This is a genomic window from Acinetobacter kyonggiensis (assembly GCF_900107285.1).
Classification (GTDB): domain Bacteria; phylum Pseudomonadota; class Gammaproteobacteria; order Pseudomonadales; family Moraxellaceae; genus Acinetobacter; species Acinetobacter kyonggiensis.
Genome location: NZ_FNPK01000009.1, coordinates 74,917 through 92,202, shown reverse-complemented (window position 1 = coordinate 92,202; position 17,286 = coordinate 74,917). Strand labels below are relative to the sequence as shown.

The 17,286-nt window shown below is 36.6% G+C and carries 16 protein-coding genes; 11 read left to right on the top strand and 5 right to left on the bottom strand.

What is annotated here, in order from left to right; translation table 11 throughout:
- Nucleotides 1-34 precede the first annotated feature (34 nt).
- A complete protein-coding gene (locus BLV99_RS09230; protein ID WP_086184020.1) occupies nt 35-376 on the top strand; it encodes a GlpM family protein in 342 nt (113 codons plus the stop codon).
- A gap of 88 nt (nt 377-464) precedes the next feature.
- On the opposite strand, the gene tenA is transcribed toward BLV99_RS09230, so the two are convergent.
- Nucleotides 465-1,136 carry a thiaminase II gene (gene tenA / locus BLV99_RS09225; protein WP_092689896.1) on the bottom strand — a complete coding sequence of 224 codons (672 nt, stop codon included), beginning with the start codon at nt 1,134-1,136 and terminating at the stop codon, nt 465-467.
- Between the two features lie 232 nt (nt 1,137-1,368).
- Here tenA and BLV99_RS09220 point away from each other — a divergent pair, with 232 nt between their 5' ends.
- The 7 genes from BLV99_RS09220 (at nt 1,369) to BLV99_RS09190 (ending at nt 10,062) form a co-directional block, all read left to right on the top strand.
- A complete protein-coding gene (locus tag BLV99_RS09220) occupies nt 1,369-2,454 on the top strand; it encodes a DUF475 domain-containing protein (RefSeq protein WP_092689893.1) in 1,086 nt (361 codons plus the stop codon).
- Between the two features lie 148 nt (nt 2,455-2,602).
- The gene (locus tag BLV99_RS09215; RefSeq protein WP_086184017.1) at nt 2,603-3,967 is read left to right on the top strand and encodes an MFS transporter; all 1,365 of its coding nucleotides are present in this window, start codon (nt 2,603-2,605) and stop codon (nt 3,965-3,967) included.
- Between the two features lie 51 nt (nt 3,968-4,018).
- Entirely contained in the window at nt 4,019-4,621 is a 603-nt protein-coding gene (gene ssb, locus BLV99_RS09210) for a single-stranded DNA-binding protein (RefSeq protein WP_086184016.1), read from the top strand.
- Between the two features lie 217 nt (nt 4,622-4,838).
- Nucleotides 4,839-6,011: a tyrosine-type recombinase/integrase gene (locus BLV99_RS09205; RefSeq protein ID WP_092689890.1), complete on the top strand. Its 1,173-nt coding sequence runs from the start codon at nt 4,839-4,841 to the stop codon at nt 6,009-6,011.
- Complete coding sequence (locus BLV99_RS09200) at nt 5,992-7,593, top strand: site-specific integrase (RefSeq protein ID WP_139243536.1); 1,602 nt, start codon at nt 5,992-5,994, stop codon at nt 7,591-7,593. The genes BLV99_RS09205 and BLV99_RS09200 overlap by 20 nt, the downstream gene beginning before the upstream one ends.
- Nucleotides 7,590-9,593 carry an integrase gene (locus BLV99_RS09195; protein WP_092689888.1) on the top strand — a complete coding sequence of 668 codons (2,004 nt, stop codon included), beginning with the start codon at nt 7,590-7,592 and terminating at the stop codon, nt 9,591-9,593. Before BLV99_RS09200 ends, BLV99_RS09195 begins: the two co-directional genes overlap by 4 nt.
- Entirely contained in the window at nt 9,586-10,062 is a 477-nt protein-coding gene (locus BLV99_RS09190) for a protein kinase (RefSeq protein ID WP_092689886.1), read from the top strand. The genes BLV99_RS09195 and BLV99_RS09190 overlap by 8 nt, the downstream gene beginning before the upstream one ends.
- Nucleotide 10,063: 1 nt before the next feature.
- Here the strand turns inward: BLV99_RS09190 and BLV99_RS09185 are convergent, their stop codons facing one another.
- The 4 genes from BLV99_RS09185 to tnpA all read right to left on the bottom strand — a co-directional run bounded on the left by BLV99_RS09185 (nt 10,064) and on the right by tnpA (nt 12,882).
- Nucleotides 10,064-10,258 carry a hypothetical protein gene (locus BLV99_RS09185; RefSeq protein WP_092689884.1) on the bottom strand — a complete coding sequence of 65 codons (195 nt, stop codon included), beginning with the start codon at nt 10,256-10,258 and terminating at the stop codon, nt 10,064-10,066.
- 142 nt (nt 10,259-10,400) lie between these two features.
- Nucleotides 10,401-12,047: an IS66 family transposase gene (gene tnpC / locus BLV99_RS09180; RefSeq protein WP_092689882.1), complete on the bottom strand. Its 1,647-nt coding sequence runs from the start codon at nt 12,045-12,047 to the stop codon at nt 10,401-10,403.
- Between the two features lie 74 nt (nt 12,048-12,121).
- A complete protein-coding gene (gene tnpB, locus BLV99_RS09175; protein ID WP_092689880.1) occupies nt 12,122-12,457 on the bottom strand; it encodes an IS66 family insertion sequence element accessory protein TnpB in 336 nt (111 codons plus the stop codon).
- A complete protein-coding gene (gene tnpA, locus BLV99_RS09170) occupies nt 12,454-12,882 on the bottom strand; it encodes an IS66-like element accessory protein TnpA (protein WP_092689877.1) in 429 nt (142 codons plus the stop codon). The genes tnpB and tnpA overlap by 4 nt, the downstream gene beginning before the upstream one ends.
- Nucleotides 12,883-13,248: 366 nt before the next feature.
- On the opposite strand from tnpA, the gene BLV99_RS09160 reads away from it, so the two are divergent.
- The 3 genes from BLV99_RS09160 to gapS6b all read left to right on the top strand — a co-directional run bounded on the left by BLV99_RS09160 (nt 13,249) and on the right by gapS6b (nt 17,119).
- On the top strand, nt 13,249-13,455 hold the full coding sequence (locus tag BLV99_RS09160) for a helix-turn-helix domain-containing protein (RefSeq protein ID WP_092689990.1): 207 nt from the start codon (nt 13,249-13,251) through the stop codon (nt 13,453-13,455).
- Nucleotides 13,456-13,524: 69 nt separating this feature from the next.
- On the top strand, nt 13,525-13,866 hold the full coding sequence (gene gapS6a / locus BLV99_RS09155) for a GapS6a family protein (RefSeq protein ID WP_092689875.1): 342 nt from the start codon (nt 13,525-13,527) through the stop codon (nt 13,864-13,866).
- A 19-nt stretch (nt 13,867-13,885) separates the two neighbouring features.
- Nucleotides 13,886-17,119, top strand: coding sequence for a GapS6b family protein (gene gapS6b, locus BLV99_RS09150; RefSeq protein WP_092689872.1), 3,234 nt, complete (start codon nt 13,886-13,888; stop codon nt 17,117-17,119).
- The last annotated feature ends 167 nt before the right edge of the window (nt 17,120-17,286 follow it).

Sequence of the window (17,286 nt, the reverse complement as noted above, 5' to 3'; positions counted from 1 at the left end):
GTGGCTTAAAGTTTTTGCTGTTGGATTTGTGAATATGTTGTCTTTATTTTTGAAATGTATGTTAGGTGCCGCTGCGGTACTGGTGATTTCGATATTTTCTAAAAGCAAGGCATTTTATATTGCAGGTCTGGTTCCACTTTTTCCAACTTTTGCCTTGATTGCGCATGTGATTGTGTCACAGCAGCAGGGAGCAGAGGCTTTACGCAAAACTGCATTATTCGGTTTGTGGTCGCTGATTCCTTATGCCATTTATTTGTTGATGGTGTATCTGCTAGCCACAAAAATGTCGATGTGGTCATGTCTAGGGATCGCTACAGTGTGTTGGATTGTGGCTGCGGCAGGATTGATTTATGGATGGCAGACGTTTCAGCAGTAAAAGAAAATCCTCCCTCGAATTCTGCGCTATATATGGTGTAAGAGGGAGGAGTGATCATCAAAGTATTTAGATTTGAGGCGGAGTCGAATTAAGCATCCAAGCCTAACCACTGTCTTTGATCATAAGCACTATCCCAAAATAACCATTCCAGTTTGGCAGCAGTGGTATAAGCGTGATGCATTTTTTCAAGGGTATCGGCATCGCAACGTGCCGCGACTTGATCAATGGTGTTAATCACATTGCGTACCGCTTGATGGAAGTCTTCGCCTGAATAGGTGTCGATCCATGCTTGATAAGGGTTATTCGCAATTGAATGGTTCACAATATCTTTACCGACTTCGGCATAAATCCAAAAACATGGCAGTAACGAAGCCAACACCACAGGATAGCTTTCAGACCATGCTGTTGCGGTTAAGAATGAAGTGTAATGATGGCAGGCTAAGGTCAGTGGCGTGGTTTCAAATTGGGTTTTAGAAATATCAAATTCACGCATAAAGCTATCATGTAGGCTGCGTTCCACCACAATGGCAATTTTTGCTGCTTCAGAAAATTGCATCACATCATCGGCTGTGAAAGCTTTTGCTGCACAAACCGCCAGCGCACGACCATAAGCCAGTAAATAATGCGCATCTTGAATCACATAATGGCTAAACACCTCTTGGCTTAATGTGCCTTGAGCAAGTTCTTGGTTAAATGGCAGCGCTAAAGTTTTTTGATATAACGCTAAATTGCGTTGCCATAGATCTTGAGAAAAGCTCATGTCGTCATCCTAATGAAAAGAAGAATTTACAGATGACGGGGACTATAGCAAGAGTTATTGCGCTAAGATACGACACCCAATAAATAGTACATGGGTCTGCCAAAAAATCATCCGAAGAACTTTGGCTTAATTTGCAAAAGTCGTCATAATTGTGCGCATAAAATCTTAAGCACTCTGGTTAAGTTTTACCGAATTCAATTGATATCAATATTTCTCTATAGGTCGATCTATCATGATGAAACATTTTGGTTTCTCAATCATTTTTACGATCGTGTGTCTGGCGATTTCTGCATATTGGGGTTATACCCATGGCCCAGAAGCAGGTTTAAAGACCATGTTCACGGCATTGACCATTACTGCCATTTTAGCAGTGATGGAAGTGTCGCTTTCTTTCGATAATGCCGTGGTGAATGCCTCGGTACTACGCGGTTGGGATCATTTTTGGAAAATGATCTTTTTAACCGTTGGTATTGTGATTGCCGTATTTGGTATGCGTTTAGTTTTCCCGATAGTCATTGTTGCCGTGACTGCGGACATGGGCATGCTGGACGTGGTGAAAATGGCGATCAATGAGCCTCTGCTTTATTCAGAGAAATTGATGGCACATCATGCTGAAATTGCAGCATTTGGTGGCTCATTCTTATTGCTGGTGTTCCTGAATTTCTTTTTTGATAGTGAAAAAGATACGCACTGGTTTAGATGGCTTGAAGCACGTTTATCGAATCTAGCCAATGTTCCTGCAATGTCAGTCTTCCTTGCATTGATTGGCTTGTTGATCATGGCTGCAAATGTGGATGAAGCGACGCGTTTAGTGGTGACCATGGCGGGTATTTGGGGCATTGTGGTTTACATTGGCGTGCAAGTGCTGAGTCATTTGTTAGGCGGTGAACCTGAAATTGATGAAGAGGGCAATGCCGTCAGTCATGATGCCAGTGGTGCATCAACAGGCGTGATTAAAGCGGGTATAGGTGGTTTTATTTACCTTGAAGTCTTAGATGCCTCCTTTAGTTTTGATGGTGTAATTGGTGCTTTTGCCATTACCTCAGATGTGGTGATCATCATGCTGGGGCTGGCAATTGGCGCGATGTTCGTGCGTTCAATGACCATTTACTTGGTTGAAAAAGGCACCTTAGATGCCTATGTATTCCTTGAACATGGTGCGCATTATGCGATTGGTGCTTTGGCATTTATTATGCTGGCCAGTGGTACAGGTCTACATATTCCTGAAGTGGTCACAGGTTTAATTGGTGTGGCATTTATTGTTTGGGCAATCTTTGCCTCGATTCAATATCGTAAGCGTCAAGAACGTATCGGTTAATCGTTGTTTAAGAAAAACGGTTACAATAAGGGCGCATGAAAATGCGCCCTTTTTTATGGTGGCTCATCTTGGAATAAATCAGCATCTGTAATATGAATGTTGTAGGATAGTCAATCGAAATTAAACTCATAAAACCAAGCTTATTGATATGATGAATGCTTTAGAACGCCGTTCAACCTTTGCCTTAAGCAGTATTTTTGCACTGCGTATGCTGGGCTTGTTCATGATTATTCCTGTGTTTTCCGTGGCAGGGCAGTCATATCAAGGTGCAACACCTGCGCTGATTGGCTTAGCTGTCGGTGTGTATGGTTTAACCCAAGCCATTTTACAAATTCCATTTAGCTTACTGGCAGATCGTTTTAGCCGTAAGCCTTTGGTGATTTTAGGCTTATTGTTGTTTGCGCTTGGCGGTGCAGTTGCTGCGATGTCTGAGAGCATTTATGGCGTGATTATTGGTCGTGCGATTGCCGGCGGTGGAGCCGTTTCTGCGGTGGTGATGGCATTGCTTGCTGATGTCACGCGTGAGGAACAACGCAGTAAAGCCATGGCCGTTATGGGCATGAGTATTGGGGTGTCCTTTATGGTGGCCTTCAGTCTGGGGCCTTGGTTAACCAGTTTGGTCGGTATTTCTGGACTGTTTTGGGTGACCACGATTATGGGGGTCGCTGCAATTTCAATGTTGCTGTTGGTGCCTAAAGTGACGCGTCATCATCGAAATTATCAGCAAGGCTATGTGACACAATTAAAACAAGTCTTGAAAATGGGTGATTTAAACCGTCTGCATGTTTCAGTCTTTGCACTGCATTTATTGCTGACCGCGATGTTTATTTACATGCCATCACAACTGATCGAATTTGCTGATATTCCACTTTCGCGTCATGGATTGGTGTATTTACCTTTACTGGTGATTAGCCTATTTTTTGCTTTTCCCAGTATTATTTTGGCGGAGAAATATCGCAAAATGCGCGGTATTTTCTTAACCGCGATTGGTGGGATTGTTTTAGGTTTATTGGTGCTGATTTTTGGCTTTGAGTCGAAATATATCTTACTGTTAGGCCTCGCTTTATTCTTTATTGCCTTTAACGTCATGGAAGCATTATTGCCTTCTTGGCTGTCCAAATCTGCGCCCATTCAATCCAAAGCAACCGCTATGGGTGTGAATGCCAGTAGCCAGTTTTTAGGTGCATTTTTTGGCGGTATGATTGGTGGGCAACTGCTTATTTTGAACAATACCTCAATGGGTTGGGGAATTTTGACCGCGATAGCTGTGGTTTGGTTATTGATTAGTTTTGGATTGGTTCAGCCACGTTATCTGTCATCGTTAGTGATTCGTTTGCCTGAAAGCAAACAAACGGATGAATGGACTTCTCAACTTTTGGCAATTCGTGGTATTGAAGAAGTCGTGGTGATGCCCGACCAACAGGTTGCGTATATTAAAGTCGATAAACAGCAAATAGATGATGCTGCACGACAAGATTTAACGCACTTGTTAGGTAAAGAGGTAGCCATTTAAGCATAACTCTTATAAAGTAAAACATAGTAATAAATAGGAAGAATACGTCTGATGCGTGGTGTTAATAAAGTTATTTTAGTTGGAACTTTAGGTAAAGATCCTGAAACCAAAACTTTTCCAAATGGTGGTTCTCTGACTCAGTTCTCAATTGCAACGAGCGATTCGTGGACGGATAAAAATACCGGTGAGCGTAAAGAACAGACAGAATGGCATCGTATTGTGTTACATAACCGCTTAGGTGAAATTGCGCAGCAGTACCTACGCAAAGGCTCTAAAGTTTATATTGAAGGTTCATTGCGTACGCGTCAGTGGACAGACCAAAGTGGTCAAGAACGCTACACCACAGAAATTCGTGGCGAGCAAATGCAAATGTTAGACAGTGGTAATCGTCAGCAAGGTGAACAAAGCTCTGGTGGTGATAACGCGGGCTACAATCAACCGCGTTTCAACAATAACCAAGGTGGCGCTAACTCGGGTTATAACAACAATAATAATAATAACCAAGGCGGTTATGGCAATAATCAAGGTGGTTTTAATAACAACCAGCAAAGTGGTTATGCCAACAATAACCCAGCGGGTTTCCAGCCTAAAGCACCTCAAGCAACGCCTTCAGCACCTGCACCTGCTGATTTAGATGATGATCTTCCGTTTTAGATCATATATCTAAGTAATTTGTTAAGTTGTTTGGGTTTTTATTGTTTTAAATTTATTTAAACTCAATTACTTAAGCATAAAAATAGCTTCTTTTATTTTGTTAATAAGAGAAGCTATTTTTATAACTATAAAAAATGTTAATTTAAAAGTGCATATATAATTTATTTTGTTAAGTTAATGTGTTAAAAAGAATGTGTCAAGGTTGGAAGTTTATGAGATGGATGTAGAGGTAATTTTGCATAATTCTGGAGAATTGTTGCCTATACTCCTTGATGATGATGGTATGCCAATACCTTTACCAAATGAGTTTGTTCTCTCCAAAAGGAATGTAAGTTCTAATACATTGATCAGGAACTTAAGAGAAATAAAATTATTATATGAATGGTTTCACATTCATAATATTGACATATATGAAAGGCTGATTCAGAAGAAACCTTTTACTGAGGCTGAAATTATAGGAAGTCTTGTAGAATTTCTAAGAAGAGATCATGAAAAAAGACATAAGACGATCAAGATTGCAGTCAAGCCAGATACGTTTAATCAAAGACTCATCACGATTAAACAGTTTTTAAACTGGTATATTGAGATGTATATCGGAACTTTATCCTTTACATCAAATAATTATCAATATTATGTCACATATAAGACAAGGCTTACTTCCTTACTTGATCGCTGTTTTATAAACTCACCACCTTCAAATAAAAGTCTAAATAAAGGGCTAACTAATCAAGAAAAGTCTGAACTTCTTAGACTGATTAAACCTAAACTTGGTAGCGACAATCCAATTGAGCACAGAAACTATATCATCGTTATGTTGATGATTACTTTTGGTCTTCGATCTGGAGAATTATTGAGTTTAAGAGTGGAAGATCTACAAATTGGTGGTATTTCTTCGATTACAGTAAAACGTAGAGCACCTGATGTTAATGATATGAGGAGACCAAGGCCTCAAATTAAGAGAAATGGGAGAGTTTTAGAGATTACTGATCGTAATTTAGCAATAGAAATTGATCTTTTTATTACTAAGTGGCGGGAAATGCTAGATCAACAAAATCAAACTAATATTGAATGGGATTATCTAATTCTCAATGAATCAGGTACGCCTCTTTCTCTTCCCTCTATAACTCAATATTTTCAGATTCTGAGAAAAAAGCATTATCAGTCACTACCATCTACTTTAAGTCCCAAGGCATTGAGGCATACTTTTTCCTCTTCAATGGAGCGGTTGTTAAGAGAAGCGGGTGTTGAAGAAGACAATAGGAAAAAAGCATTAGCATATTTGAGGGGAGATAGTTCATTGTCTTCACAAGATGTCTATACATTCAAAGAAACTGAATTAGAAGCTAATAAGTATTTAGGACAATATCAACGTGAAATTTTCGGAATCTAAAACTGTGCAACAGAATTTATTTGCTAATGAAAATGGTTGGAGGGAGATTCCTGATTTTATTATTAGTCGTGAAGGAAAAAAGGTAAATACAGCAAGTGATTTATGGAACTTGCCATATGCTATTGATACTTCTAGTTCTAAATTAGATTTTTCAAAAATTCCAAATGAAAATTTTAAATGGGTATTAAAATCTTTCGTCATAGAAAAAATTGAAAAAGTATCTACTCATGCAGGTTTACAGCATTTTCAGGATATTTGGGCAAAGTTTTTTCGAAATAATATTGAAGTTATAAATTCTGCTCCAGATATTGAAGAAACTCTAATTTCAGTAGTTGAAAGTGCGATTAATTTAGGTCGTGCAGAGCACAAACTCTGGACGTTATATAGACCGATACAATGGTATTTGTATGGAGCTGAGCATTATCCTGAGTTAGGTTTTTCAACAGCTTATGCCAGTATTTTAGAAACGATGTCCATTCCTGGTAATCCTAAAGGAGAAGCTGTGCGGATGGAAGATCCTGATTCAGGACCTTTAAATCATAGTCTAGAACTTCCGCTATTAATAAAAGCTTTGAAGACAGACCAGAGTAAAGAGTTTGAACATTTACAAGAAAAAGCCGCTGTAGCTCTTTCCATTGCTTATGGTCGAAACCCAGCCAATTTAACGTTTTTAAGACATTCGGATTTCGTGAATTTAACGGAAGGCTCAGATGATCCAGTTTATGTGTTAAGAATCCCACGGATTAAAAAAAGATTAGTGAATCCCAGAGATGACTATACCGAAGAATTTATTGACTCTACTTTCGCTGATTATATTCATGACTTAATCAAAGCTAATAATGAAGCTAATGTGGTTCTTTATCACGAGAGAAAAAGAGTACCCAATCCTGAACCAATTTTTATCAATATAGAGGGGAATAAGGCTGCGTTATTATCTGGTGATTTTGAAAATGCGTATAACTTTTCTTCAGCTATGATTACTTCATTAATCAAAGGCTTTGTAAAAAGACACAATATTATTTCTCCTTTGACTAAAGAGTTAATGCATGTTTCTGCCAGAAGGCTTAGGTATACCCTTGCAACTGGTTTAGCGGCAGAAGGAATTAGCAAAGCTGCGCTTGCTAGGATTTTGGACCACACAGATACTCAGCATGTGAATGTATATTTCGAGCTTACTGGAAAAATTGTTATTCAGCTTGATAAAGCGATTGCTAAAGGATTCTCTCAATATCTTAGTTATTTTTCTGGACAAATTATTGATTCTTCAAAGGATGCTATTAATGGGGATAATCCTGAAAAACACTTGGTCTTTACAGGTGATCAAATTGAAGGTGAGATAAAAGATATTGGTGTATGTGGTGAAGCTTCTATTTGTCATTTAGACCCTCCTTTTTCATGTTATTTATGTCCAAAGTTTCAGCCATATAAACATGCTGACCATGAATATGTGCTAGAGAGTCTCCTTAATAGCAGGAATGAGCGCTTAGAAAAATATGAAAATGCTCGTTTAGGAATCCAGTTAGATGAAGTTATTTTTGCTGTAGCTCAAGTAGCAGAAGCTTGTAAAAAGGAATATGTATGAGCACTGAAAAAGGTTTTAGAAAATCAAAAGTTATTCCTTTTTTAACAAGCTTACAAATAGATCGCCAAGCAAATTTTAATAGTCTTATTGCTAAGGCAAAATTATTAAAGCTAGACGGATTTGAACGTATTCAGTGGGATAAAGAAGTTTGGGAAATCACTGGTGGGCGTTTATTACAGCAAAGTGGTAGAAATAGTCTCTCAGTCACAATGAATTTCAGCTATCCACCTAAATTAGATGGAGAACGAATTGGAGGGGACTGGGAGCAATTAGTAAAAGCTTTATTTTTATTAAGACTACATTCCAAACACCAAAACTTATCTAATCAACGAGGGTTTGTAGCAGTTTCTGCTTATATTGCTTATTTTATTAATCAGCGTAATTCCTCTATTTATAATATTACTAGAGAGGATCTAGACCGTGCATGTGATGAAATTTCAAAAGATTATTCAGAGTCATCAGCCTATAATTTTCATAAGTTAGCTGCGGAGTTTGCAGGGCATCTAGATGCAAATGGTTTATGTAAGAATTTCTTAAATTATAAGTATTCAAAACAAAAGCGACCTGAATCAGCGAATGCTGTTGGTACTAAAAGATTAGATGCCCCCGATACTTTGATAACAAAAGAAAAAGTATTAGCACCTGTGGTCTTTCAAGTACTTGGGCAGCTATACCAAAATGTACCGAAAGATCATAAATATCGTTTTTATATTTTATTATTAACTTTCTTCGCTTGTACTGGCCGTAGATTTTCAGAGCTTTCATTATTGCCTTATCAGGAAATTCAAGCTGATAAAGATGGTGTAGCTTATTTAGAATATTTCCCTCGAAAATCCTCTAAGGGCAACACCTTTACGCCTATAAGAAAATTATATCTACCATCACAAACATTAGATATTTTAAAGGATGTTATTTCAGAGATTCATGACCTTACTGAAAAATGTAGAGACAGTGCTCTTGAAATGCATAGATCTCAGACGGTAGATCTACGATTTTTAATAAATTGTCCCAAAAAATTATATAAAGAAGATTTAATAAAATTAGGAATCAATCCAAATATTCTTAACTCTGACAGTCGATTAAGTAAAGACGGACTGATTTTTAGTGATCACGATAAATTAACAATTGTTGGGAAAAAACCTTCTCGCCCAATTTGTTATACGACTTACGAAGGACTTAAAAAATATTGTGAATATAACTTTAATCTAAGAAATCTTTCATCATTTCATATTGATCAATTCGATAAAAAGTACTTTTTGCATGATCTGATGTTTTTACGATATTACACAATGTCTAGTGGTAAAAGCGAAGCTTATTGGCTACCTGTAGAATGTACCCATTCTATGCTGACCACTTTCTTAAGATATATAGATGATCTTGTAAATGAATATGTTGGTCTTGAAGATATTCCTGAATTCACTACCCATGATTTTAGGCATACTCTAAATACTATCTTAGATGAAGGTGGTTTATCTGATCTTATACAAACTGAATGGTTTGGACGCTCAAATCCTCGAGATACAAAAGCTTATCAACATACTAGTCCAGAAAAGAAAGCTCTTCTCATCAGAGAACAATTAAGAAATGGTGAAGCTGGAGGTAGATTAGCTGAACAGATTTTTAATCTTCCAATCAAAATACAAGATGCAGTATTGGCTGCTAGAGTTCAGGCTGTACACGATGTAGGGACTGGATTATGTATTCATAATTTCTCACAGTTACCTTGTGAAAGGCATTTACAATGCTCTGCTGAATGTAAGGACTATGTGTGGATTAAAGATGATAAGCAGCGTGTAAATGAGCAAAAACGTATTTTAGCTATTACTGTACATGCACAAGAAACAGTCCGTCAGCAAAAGCAATCAAATCGTGTAAAGAAAAGTTTAGATTGGGAGCTGCATAATGAGAAGAAAATTAATGTCCTGACAAAGCAGCTAAAAGATAATGGCGTAGTTGAATTTGACCCGAAAGCTTATTTAAAGGAAATTTCAAATGTCTAATAAATTCCAACGCATGACAGAGCAAGATGAGGCAAGAATTATTCGTGAGCTAAATAAATGGGCATTGGGTCACTTTGGTTCTAAATTAACGTGGGCTATTTTGGAGGATAGATTCAAGTTTTCTCGTCAGTCCATGCAAGCTAAGCCTCAAATAAAGGCTGCTTATGATGTTGCTAAACAGTCTTTATCCAAAGGTGAGGTCACTTCAAAAGAAGTCTTAGATAAAACTGTCGATGAGTTAAAAACAGAAATAGAGTCATTAAAAAAGCAAATCGAGTTTTTCCAAGAGAAGGAGTTGAAATGGAAAAAGAGATGGCAGCAGATTGCTTACCATATTCGACAAAAAGGTATTCAGATGAGTGATGTTGATAAGCCTGTTCATCCTGAAGCAGCCTTACCTAGTCACACAACTACCGAAAAGACTCTGAAAGAATTTGATAAAGAAATTCTATTTTCAGGACGTATCTAATTTAATTTAAAGCAGTTACGCTTTTTAAAGCAGATTGATAGGCTTTTATTTCAATAAGTTGAGATAAACATGTTTCCTTCGCATGACAAATTTGATTTTTCATGCTTGGGAAAACTTGTTCTAATTTTACATATTTTTCAGCTTGTTTCTCTAAAAACAATATTTCAGAATTTAGTTTTAGCTCTTCCAATTTCATTTTCGATGCTTCATAAGTTTTTTCATCTAAATTTCTGATTTCATTTAATTTAGCTGTTTCACTAAATATAGAAAATCGATAGTTTTGATCATCTACTTTTTTGACTAAAAAGTAAGCGTGCGCTGAACCCCATAGCTATTTTTTAACTTGGGTTGGATTTCCAGCGGTGTGGCAGTAATTCTTCTATTTGGGTCACTTTATGGGTCGGTAACCTTTTCAACACATCACTTAAATAGGCATACGGATCCAGGCCATTCAGCTTTGCTGACTGGATTAAAGTCATGATATTGGCAGCTCGCTGACCACTGCGCAGCGAACCTGCAAATAGCCAGTTCTTACGTCCCAAGGCCCAGGGACGCATCTGATTTTCCAACCAATTATTATCAATGGGCAAATTGCCATTATCCAGATAGCGACTTAAGGCTGGCCAGCGTTTTAGGCTGTAGTTGATCGCTCGGGCAGTTGGAGAACTCGATGGCACCGTCAGATAATGTTGGTTGAGCCATTCATACAGTTGTTGCATCACCGGTTGACTATGTTGTTGCCGGTATTCGCGGCGGTGTTCTGCTGTACCATCCGTCTTTTTCCTGAGTTCTGCTTCTATCGCATACAGTCTCTGAATCATCAGTAATGCCTGTTCAGCGATCTGACTTTTCCCGGTCACATGCAGTTCATGGAATTTACGACGTGCATGCGCCATGCAGCCCACCTCAATGACATCGCCTGATTTAAAGCGTGCTTTATAACCACTGTAATCATCACAGACCAGATGCCCCTGCCAGCCTTTCAGGAACTCTTCAGCATGCTGACCTGAACGGCTCGGTTGGAAGTCATAGATCACCGCATGAACTGGATTGTACTGTGTCGTGGCATAGGCCCAGACATAACCTTTCTTCGGTTTTTTCTCATCATCCCCCATCTGCATGATGGTGACCGGTGTTTCATCTGCATGCAGCACCTGTTGTTGCAGCACCACCTGTTTTAAGGCATTGGTCAGAGGTTCAAGTTCTACCCCACAGCGTCCAATCCAGTCAGATAATGTGGATCTGGAAAGATCAACACCTGCGCGTAGAAAGATTTGACGTTGACGATATAGCGGTAAATGATCAGCGTATTTGGAAACCAGCACATGGCTGAGCAATTCAGGTGTAGCGATTCCTTTATCAATAACATACGCAGGCATCGCTTGTTGAGTCAGGATGTCACACTGATCACAGACCCATTTACCACGGATATGTTGTTCCTTATAGAACTGTGCCGGCCTGAAATTTAGTTTTTCACTGATATCTTCGCCGATACGACGCAATGTGCAGCCACAGCTGCATTGCGTTGAGGCAGGTTCGTGCTCAATACGGAGAGTGAGTAGATGATCTGGCAGTGGTCGACGTTTAGGTTTGTTTGCTGTGGCTTTCTGCGCGGATGCATCAGTTTTACCTGAATTCAGCCGCTCCAATTCCAAATCGACTGCTGCGATATCTTCTTCGACCGCTTCATCCCACAGATGGATTTGTTTGGCCGTTAAGTGTTCATTCTTCTGGGTGAACTTATGCCGTTTAAACAGAGCCAGTTCATGCTCGTATTTTTGCGTGAGAATAGAGAGATGTTGGTTGCATGCTTCAAGATGTTGAACTTTGGCATCTAATTGTTGATTTGATACTTCTAGATGTTGAACCTTGGTATCTAATTGTTGATTTGATTGCGCTAGAGACTGATGCTGAATCGCCAACTGTCTGGTGAATTCCAGCAGTTGTTCATGGGTCAGTTGGCTTAAGTCAGGCAGCGTATTCATGACCGCAGTATGCCTGAGGTCATGATGCAGAGGAAATAGAACGTTTGGAGAATAGCAGAATGCACGAGCCTGGTTTAGAGCATAGTCACCACCTGCTGTCGTCCAATGCGCTGCCAGGGCAAACCCTGGATCAATGCCTGTAACTGTTCCGGACTGAGGGCTACGGTTTCACCCTGATGAACCTGCGCCCAGTGAAATTTCCCCTGTTCCAGCCGCCGGGCACACAGCCAGATGCCCAATCCATCATGCACCAGCACTTTCATGCGATGGCCACGTTTATTACAGAACAGGTAAGCGCAATGCGGTTTGATATAGCCGAAGGCTCTCAACACCTGAGCCATGGCCGTATCCATCCCTGCACGCATATCCATCGGCTGGGTAGAGAGCCAGATTTCATCAATACGAATCATTGAGTCAAACCCTGGATCAGCACCAGTAATTCAGTTACTGACTCCACAGGCCAGTCGATTTCGATCATCTGATCCCTTGCGGAACTTGGTTCCTTATACAGTGGAATCCTGATATGAGCGACAGCTTTCTTCTCTGGCACAGGTGGTGGAGGTGCGTCTTGTTTGACTGGAGTCGAAGGTAGCACAATGGGAAGGAAGTCGGTCTGTGGACTGGATGGGGTTTTTAATGCAGGGGGCATGGATCTGGACTGGCGAATCCATTTATGCAGCAGATTGGCATTGATTTGATGTTGCATTGCTACTTTGGCCACTGATGTGTCTGGCTGCTGACATTGCTGAATAAGCTGATGTTTAAATTCAGCTGTGAAGGTTCGACGGGGCTTTTTTAGCGTTGGTGTGCTGTCTATAACTGTCTTTAAATCCATAAATAGGTGTCCACTTAAATTTTAGTGGACACTATCGCGGTATTAATGAGTTAGAAAAAGTGGGGCTCAGCGGATGCTTACACTAAAAAACCAAATTCAACAAGTTTACGCAATATTCGATACATGCGTTGGCGATTGAAGCGATTACGGTCTTTTTTTGATAGCTTCATTAGTTTCCAAAAGTCTTTAGCTGTCCAATTTTGAATCTTATTTGATTGAATAATTGGGAGAAAGATTTCAAACAAAGGCATTTTTAGTAGTTGCATACCTGTAAACTCATCAGATTTGTTAAAAGAGGATTATAGTCCGTGGATGTATAGTCCTCAAATAGTGATAGTTCTGTTTTTTGAACAGTTGATTCAAAATATGTCAGATCTAACAGTTTCTTTTGGTTTGAAGGTTAGGGAACAAAGAAAACTAAAGAAGTTATCTCAAGAAAGGCTTGCGTTACTATGTAACATAGATCGTAGTTATATGGGACGTATTGAAAGAGGAGAAGTAAATATTACTTTAGAGAAAGTTTATGAGTTGGCAAAAGCTTTAGATGTTACACCTAAAAATTTACTTCCTTAATAGCTTGAAAAAAAATAAAAAAACCATATTAAAGATAACTCATAAGCTTGATAAAAAAGGAAAAGAAATATGGAAGCATTTTTGACAGCTACGATTCTGTCAGGAGTTGTATATGACATTGTTAAAACATCTGCAAAACTAACGTTGGACAATTTTAAGACGAAAGTAAAAGGTTGGTTGATTGATGATACTACTGCACAAAAGGTAGTAGATGAAATTAACCAAATCGATAATATTGATGAGCTTAATGAGACAGGAATAGCAAGAAGAATTGAGCAAAATCAGGACTTAATGTCTTTATTGAAGGCAATAAAAATTGATCAGTCTTTAACGCAGATTACCCAGATTCATTCAGGATCAGGCGACAATGTTGCAGGTGATAAACATGTAACTTATAAATCAGACAAATAGTTAGAATCTAGGGGCTACTATGACAGAATCTATCACACAAAAACATAATGGATCGGGTGATAATATATTGGGTGATAAGATTATCAATCAGTCTATGCAGGCGGTTGATTTTGTCAAAGTTGCTTATAACTTATATTATTTAATTAATATAGGATCATTTGATAAGGCGGAAAGTAAGCTAGAATCAAATATTCATATACCTTCAAAATCAGCAGGTGTTGTCGAACTTTTGGAAGTATTGACTATTTACCTAAACTCCAAAAGAAGTCTAAGAGTTGAAGGTGATTTAAATACTATAAAAAGGGCAATACGTTCAGGTTCGCCAGAATTCTTAGATTTTTATAAAGCAATTTTGGTAGAAGTGACTTATTTAACTTCTGAAAGTGAAGCGTTAGAGGTATATAATAATTTTTCAGAAGATCGATCTGATTATTTAGACAATATTAATCTTCGTTATTTCGCTTATGAAGATGAGTTAAAAGAAACATTTTCTAAAAAAACACTGGTTTTGGATGAACTAGGATTATTATTTTTGGCTAGAGGATTAGCTAGAGTAGAAAAGAGAGAGGAGGCTCTAATAGTATTAGAAAAAATTAAAGATGATGATAAAAATTTAAAAATTCTTAAGTTGGTAATTTTATATGACAAGCTATTGGATAAGCTGGATAGACCATTAGAATATTTAGAAGAGAACATTGTTGAAGAATTTTTTTCAATTGCTTTTTCATTTCTTGAATTAATTAAAGATGAGAGTGAGATTGGTCAGAATGCACTGAGACTATTAATTAACCTTGTTATTAAATCAAATTTTTCAATCTGTAATATTTTGGATGTGGCTTTAAAATTCATTAATGTTATTAGGCCAATAAGTAGTGAAGTTGCTGATGCTCTAGAAAATTACTCAGAAAAAAATGTAGAAATTAATCAGAATATATTGAGTAAAATAAATGATTTAAAACCCTTAAAGCTGGAAGAGGCTATTCTTTGTCTAAATGCAGTAGCTTTAAATAAAACTAATTTAAAGGTCTTAATAAGATGGATTTCTCAATGTAGGGAAGTTGAAGATGAGAATAAATTTGATAAAGATTTATTAACTTTAGTTTTAAAATCCTTTGTTTTTAAAGATAAAAAAAATGTTAGTGAGTTTGAAGAAGAATTTTCTAAGTTTTTAGATTATAAAGAAAGGAAATTTAGAAGCATACACCCATTCTATATAATTACTCTTTGTGAGAATCTATTCGTATTTAAAAAACAGCAATTTTTGAATACGAATAGATTATTGGAAAAAGTTGTTTCTAAAAATTCTTCTCAATCCAGAGTTTATTTATATTATCTTTATTCTCTAATGAATTTAGAAAAATATGACACTTTAAAGTCTCATATACAAAATATTGATTCTAATAATATTAGTTCTGATTTTTTAATATTAAGAGCGAGATATTATGGTGTTATAGGGGATTATGGAAATTCAAAAAATGATTATATTGCAATTGTTGATTATTATAAGGACAGTTTAAATATTTGGTTGGATTATTTACTTTTAAGCTTGAAACATGAAAGTGTTGATCAAACAAAAACAATATTAGATGATATTCCTGAAAAAATTCTAACACCAAGAGCTAAGAATATTTTTAGATTTATTTATTTAGTTTACACAGAAATTGATTCTGTTTATGCAGAAAAGTTAATAACAAAATTATTTTTGATGGAGCCTAATTTTGTTGCGCCTTATCTGTGTAATATGCATTTAACCCTAATTGCTAATAAAAAAGAGCTTGTAAGTAATTTAAATTATGACAATGTTTTTGAAGGTGTAATTTATGAGGTTGAAGGTGAAAGAAAACAAAAATTGATTGTTTCAGATGATGTTTCTAATTTTTCACACTTTATAAATATAGACTATGATTTGGGAACTTCTTTAGCTGAGATGAACGAAGGTGAGGAACGTTTTATAGGATATCAAAAAATAAAGCTAATTGAGAAACAACCATCATTTATAACTATTTTTCAAATAGCAACAACAATAACTGAAGATAATAGACATAACTCTTCCGATTTTACATTCTTATCTTTAAAAGTTAGGGATAATTTTATTGTGGAGGATATGAAAGAAATTTTGCAGCGCTTTACAAGAGATGACCATACGGAAAATCTAATTTCTAATCCTGATCTAACAATGTATATAAAAGGCAGTCTATTCAAAAATCATGAAGAATTTGAAACAGTTTTAAAGATATTACAGAATAGTAAAGCTAATTTTTGTTTATCAAATGGTGTGGGAAATACTACAGCTAGTGAAGCATTAATTGTCGATATCTATTCATTTATTTATTTATGTTTCAATAATAATTATAAAGCTCTAATACAATCTGGGATTAAAATTTTTCTAACCCAGGAAACTTTTGATGTTGTTTTTGCGTGGATAAATAAAGTTACTGATGACAGTTTTTTATCAGTAGCTTTAGTCGAAGAGTCCTTGGTAAAAACAGACTCTAATACAGTTGACGCCTATTATGCATCCTTTATTGATCAGCTAAAGGAGTTGCTTGAATATGCGAAAATAATTTCTCCAAATATTATTGATTTACCTGATTTTGCTAATGAAATAAGAGATATTTTGAGTCCTTCAGTTTTTTCTACTTTAAGGCTTTCAATTGCAAATGATATTCCTTGGTTATGTTTGGATTCAGCACTAAGGACAATATTTGTTAAGCAGAATGATGTTAAGGTTGTAAAGCTACATGATTTTTTAAGTTTACTAGGAAATTATTTGGAATTTGAGGAACGTAAAACTTCCATAATTCAATGGTCGAACTTTGGGCTTTTTACTGTTTATAGTTACACTGACTTGATTGATCTTGCAAGATCAACTGATTCAAATGATTGGATATTATTAAAGAATTTATTAAATGAAACTCCATTGAGCTTTAATAATGACGAACAAGCTTTGGTTGTGTTATCAGCGATTATGAAACTTACACTTGTCAAATATTTGAAAAAAAATAATTTGATAGAAACAACGTCATTAGAAAACCTAATTTTTGCCTGTCTCAATAAATGTATGCAAAGCATTTATGGAAAATTTAGAGAAGATCGTCTAGCGAAAGTGATTGTTGAAGTAATCGATTCGATAAGATTTTCAGAATATTTATTCAAAATATTCTGTAATTTTCTTGGCCATTATGCTGTAGGGAATTTTTTAAATATAACTTATATTAATGAAAGAATTAAGATTTTAATGAATGATATATGAAAGTGAGTCGATCCAACTGGTAACAGATTACTTCTACAAATCCGATAGTTTTTCATTTCATTAAATATAAAGTGTTTTCTAGATTGGAAATATCTAGATTTATCTGAAATTATCTAAATTTTATCGCTTCATTAAGGTCTTTTTTCGCATATATTTCACTTAATGAT

Bases quoted from the DNA above. Each gene is read 5' to 3' on its own strand.
- tnpA (WP_092689877.1), bottom strand. From the start codon at position 12,882: ATGGATTTAAAGACAGTTATAGACAGCACACCAACGCTAAAAAAGCCC.
- gapS6a (WP_092689875.1), top strand. From the start codon at position 13,525: ATGGAAGCATTTTTGACAGCTACGATTCTGTCAGGAGTTGTATATGAC.
- BLV99_RS09160 (WP_092689990.1), top strand. From the start codon at position 13,249: ATGTCAGATCTAACAGTTTCTTTTGGTTTGAAGGTTAGGGAACAAAGA.
- BLV99_RS09215 (WP_086184017.1), top strand. From the start codon at position 2,603: ATGATGAATGCTTTAGAACGCCGTTCAACCTTTGCCTTAAGCAGTATT.
- tnpC (WP_092689882.1), bottom strand. From the start codon at position 12,047: ATGAATACGCTGCCTGACTTAAGCCAACTGACCCATGAACAACTGCTG.
- tenA (WP_092689896.1), bottom strand. From the start codon at position 1,136: ATGAGCTTTTCTCAAGATCTATGGCAACGCAATTTAGCGTTATATCAA.
- BLV99_RS09230 (WP_086184020.1), top strand. From the start codon at position 35: ATGTTGTCTTTATTTTTGAAATGTATGTTAGGTGCCGCTGCGGTACTG.
- BLV99_RS09185 (WP_092689884.1), bottom strand. From the start codon at position 10,258: ATGAAATTGGAAGAGCTAAAACTAAATTCTGAAATATTGTTTTTAGAG.
- tnpB (WP_092689880.1), bottom strand. From the start codon at position 12,457: ATGATTCGTATTGATGAAATCTGGCTCTCTACCCAGCCGATGGATATG.
- BLV99_RS09205 (WP_092689890.1), top strand. From the start codon at position 4,839: ATGGATGTAGAGGTAATTTTGCATAATTCTGGAGAATTGTTGCCTATA.
- BLV99_RS09190 (WP_092689886.1), top strand. From the start codon at position 9,586: ATGTCTAATAAATTCCAACGCATGACAGAGCAAGATGAGGCAAGAATT.
- BLV99_RS09195 (WP_092689888.1), top strand. From the start codon at position 7,590: ATGAGCACTGAAAAAGGTTTTAGAAAATCAAAAGTTATTCCTTTTTTA.
- BLV99_RS09220 (WP_092689893.1), top strand. From the start codon at position 1,369: ATGATGAAACATTTTGGTTTCTCAATCATTTTTACGATCGTGTGTCTG.
- ssb (WP_086184016.1), top strand. From the start codon at position 4,019: ATGCGTGGTGTTAATAAAGTTATTTTAGTTGGAACTTTAGGTAAAGAT.
- gapS6b (WP_092689872.1), top strand. From the start codon at position 13,886: ATGACAGAATCTATCACACAAAAACATAATGGATCGGGTGATAATATA.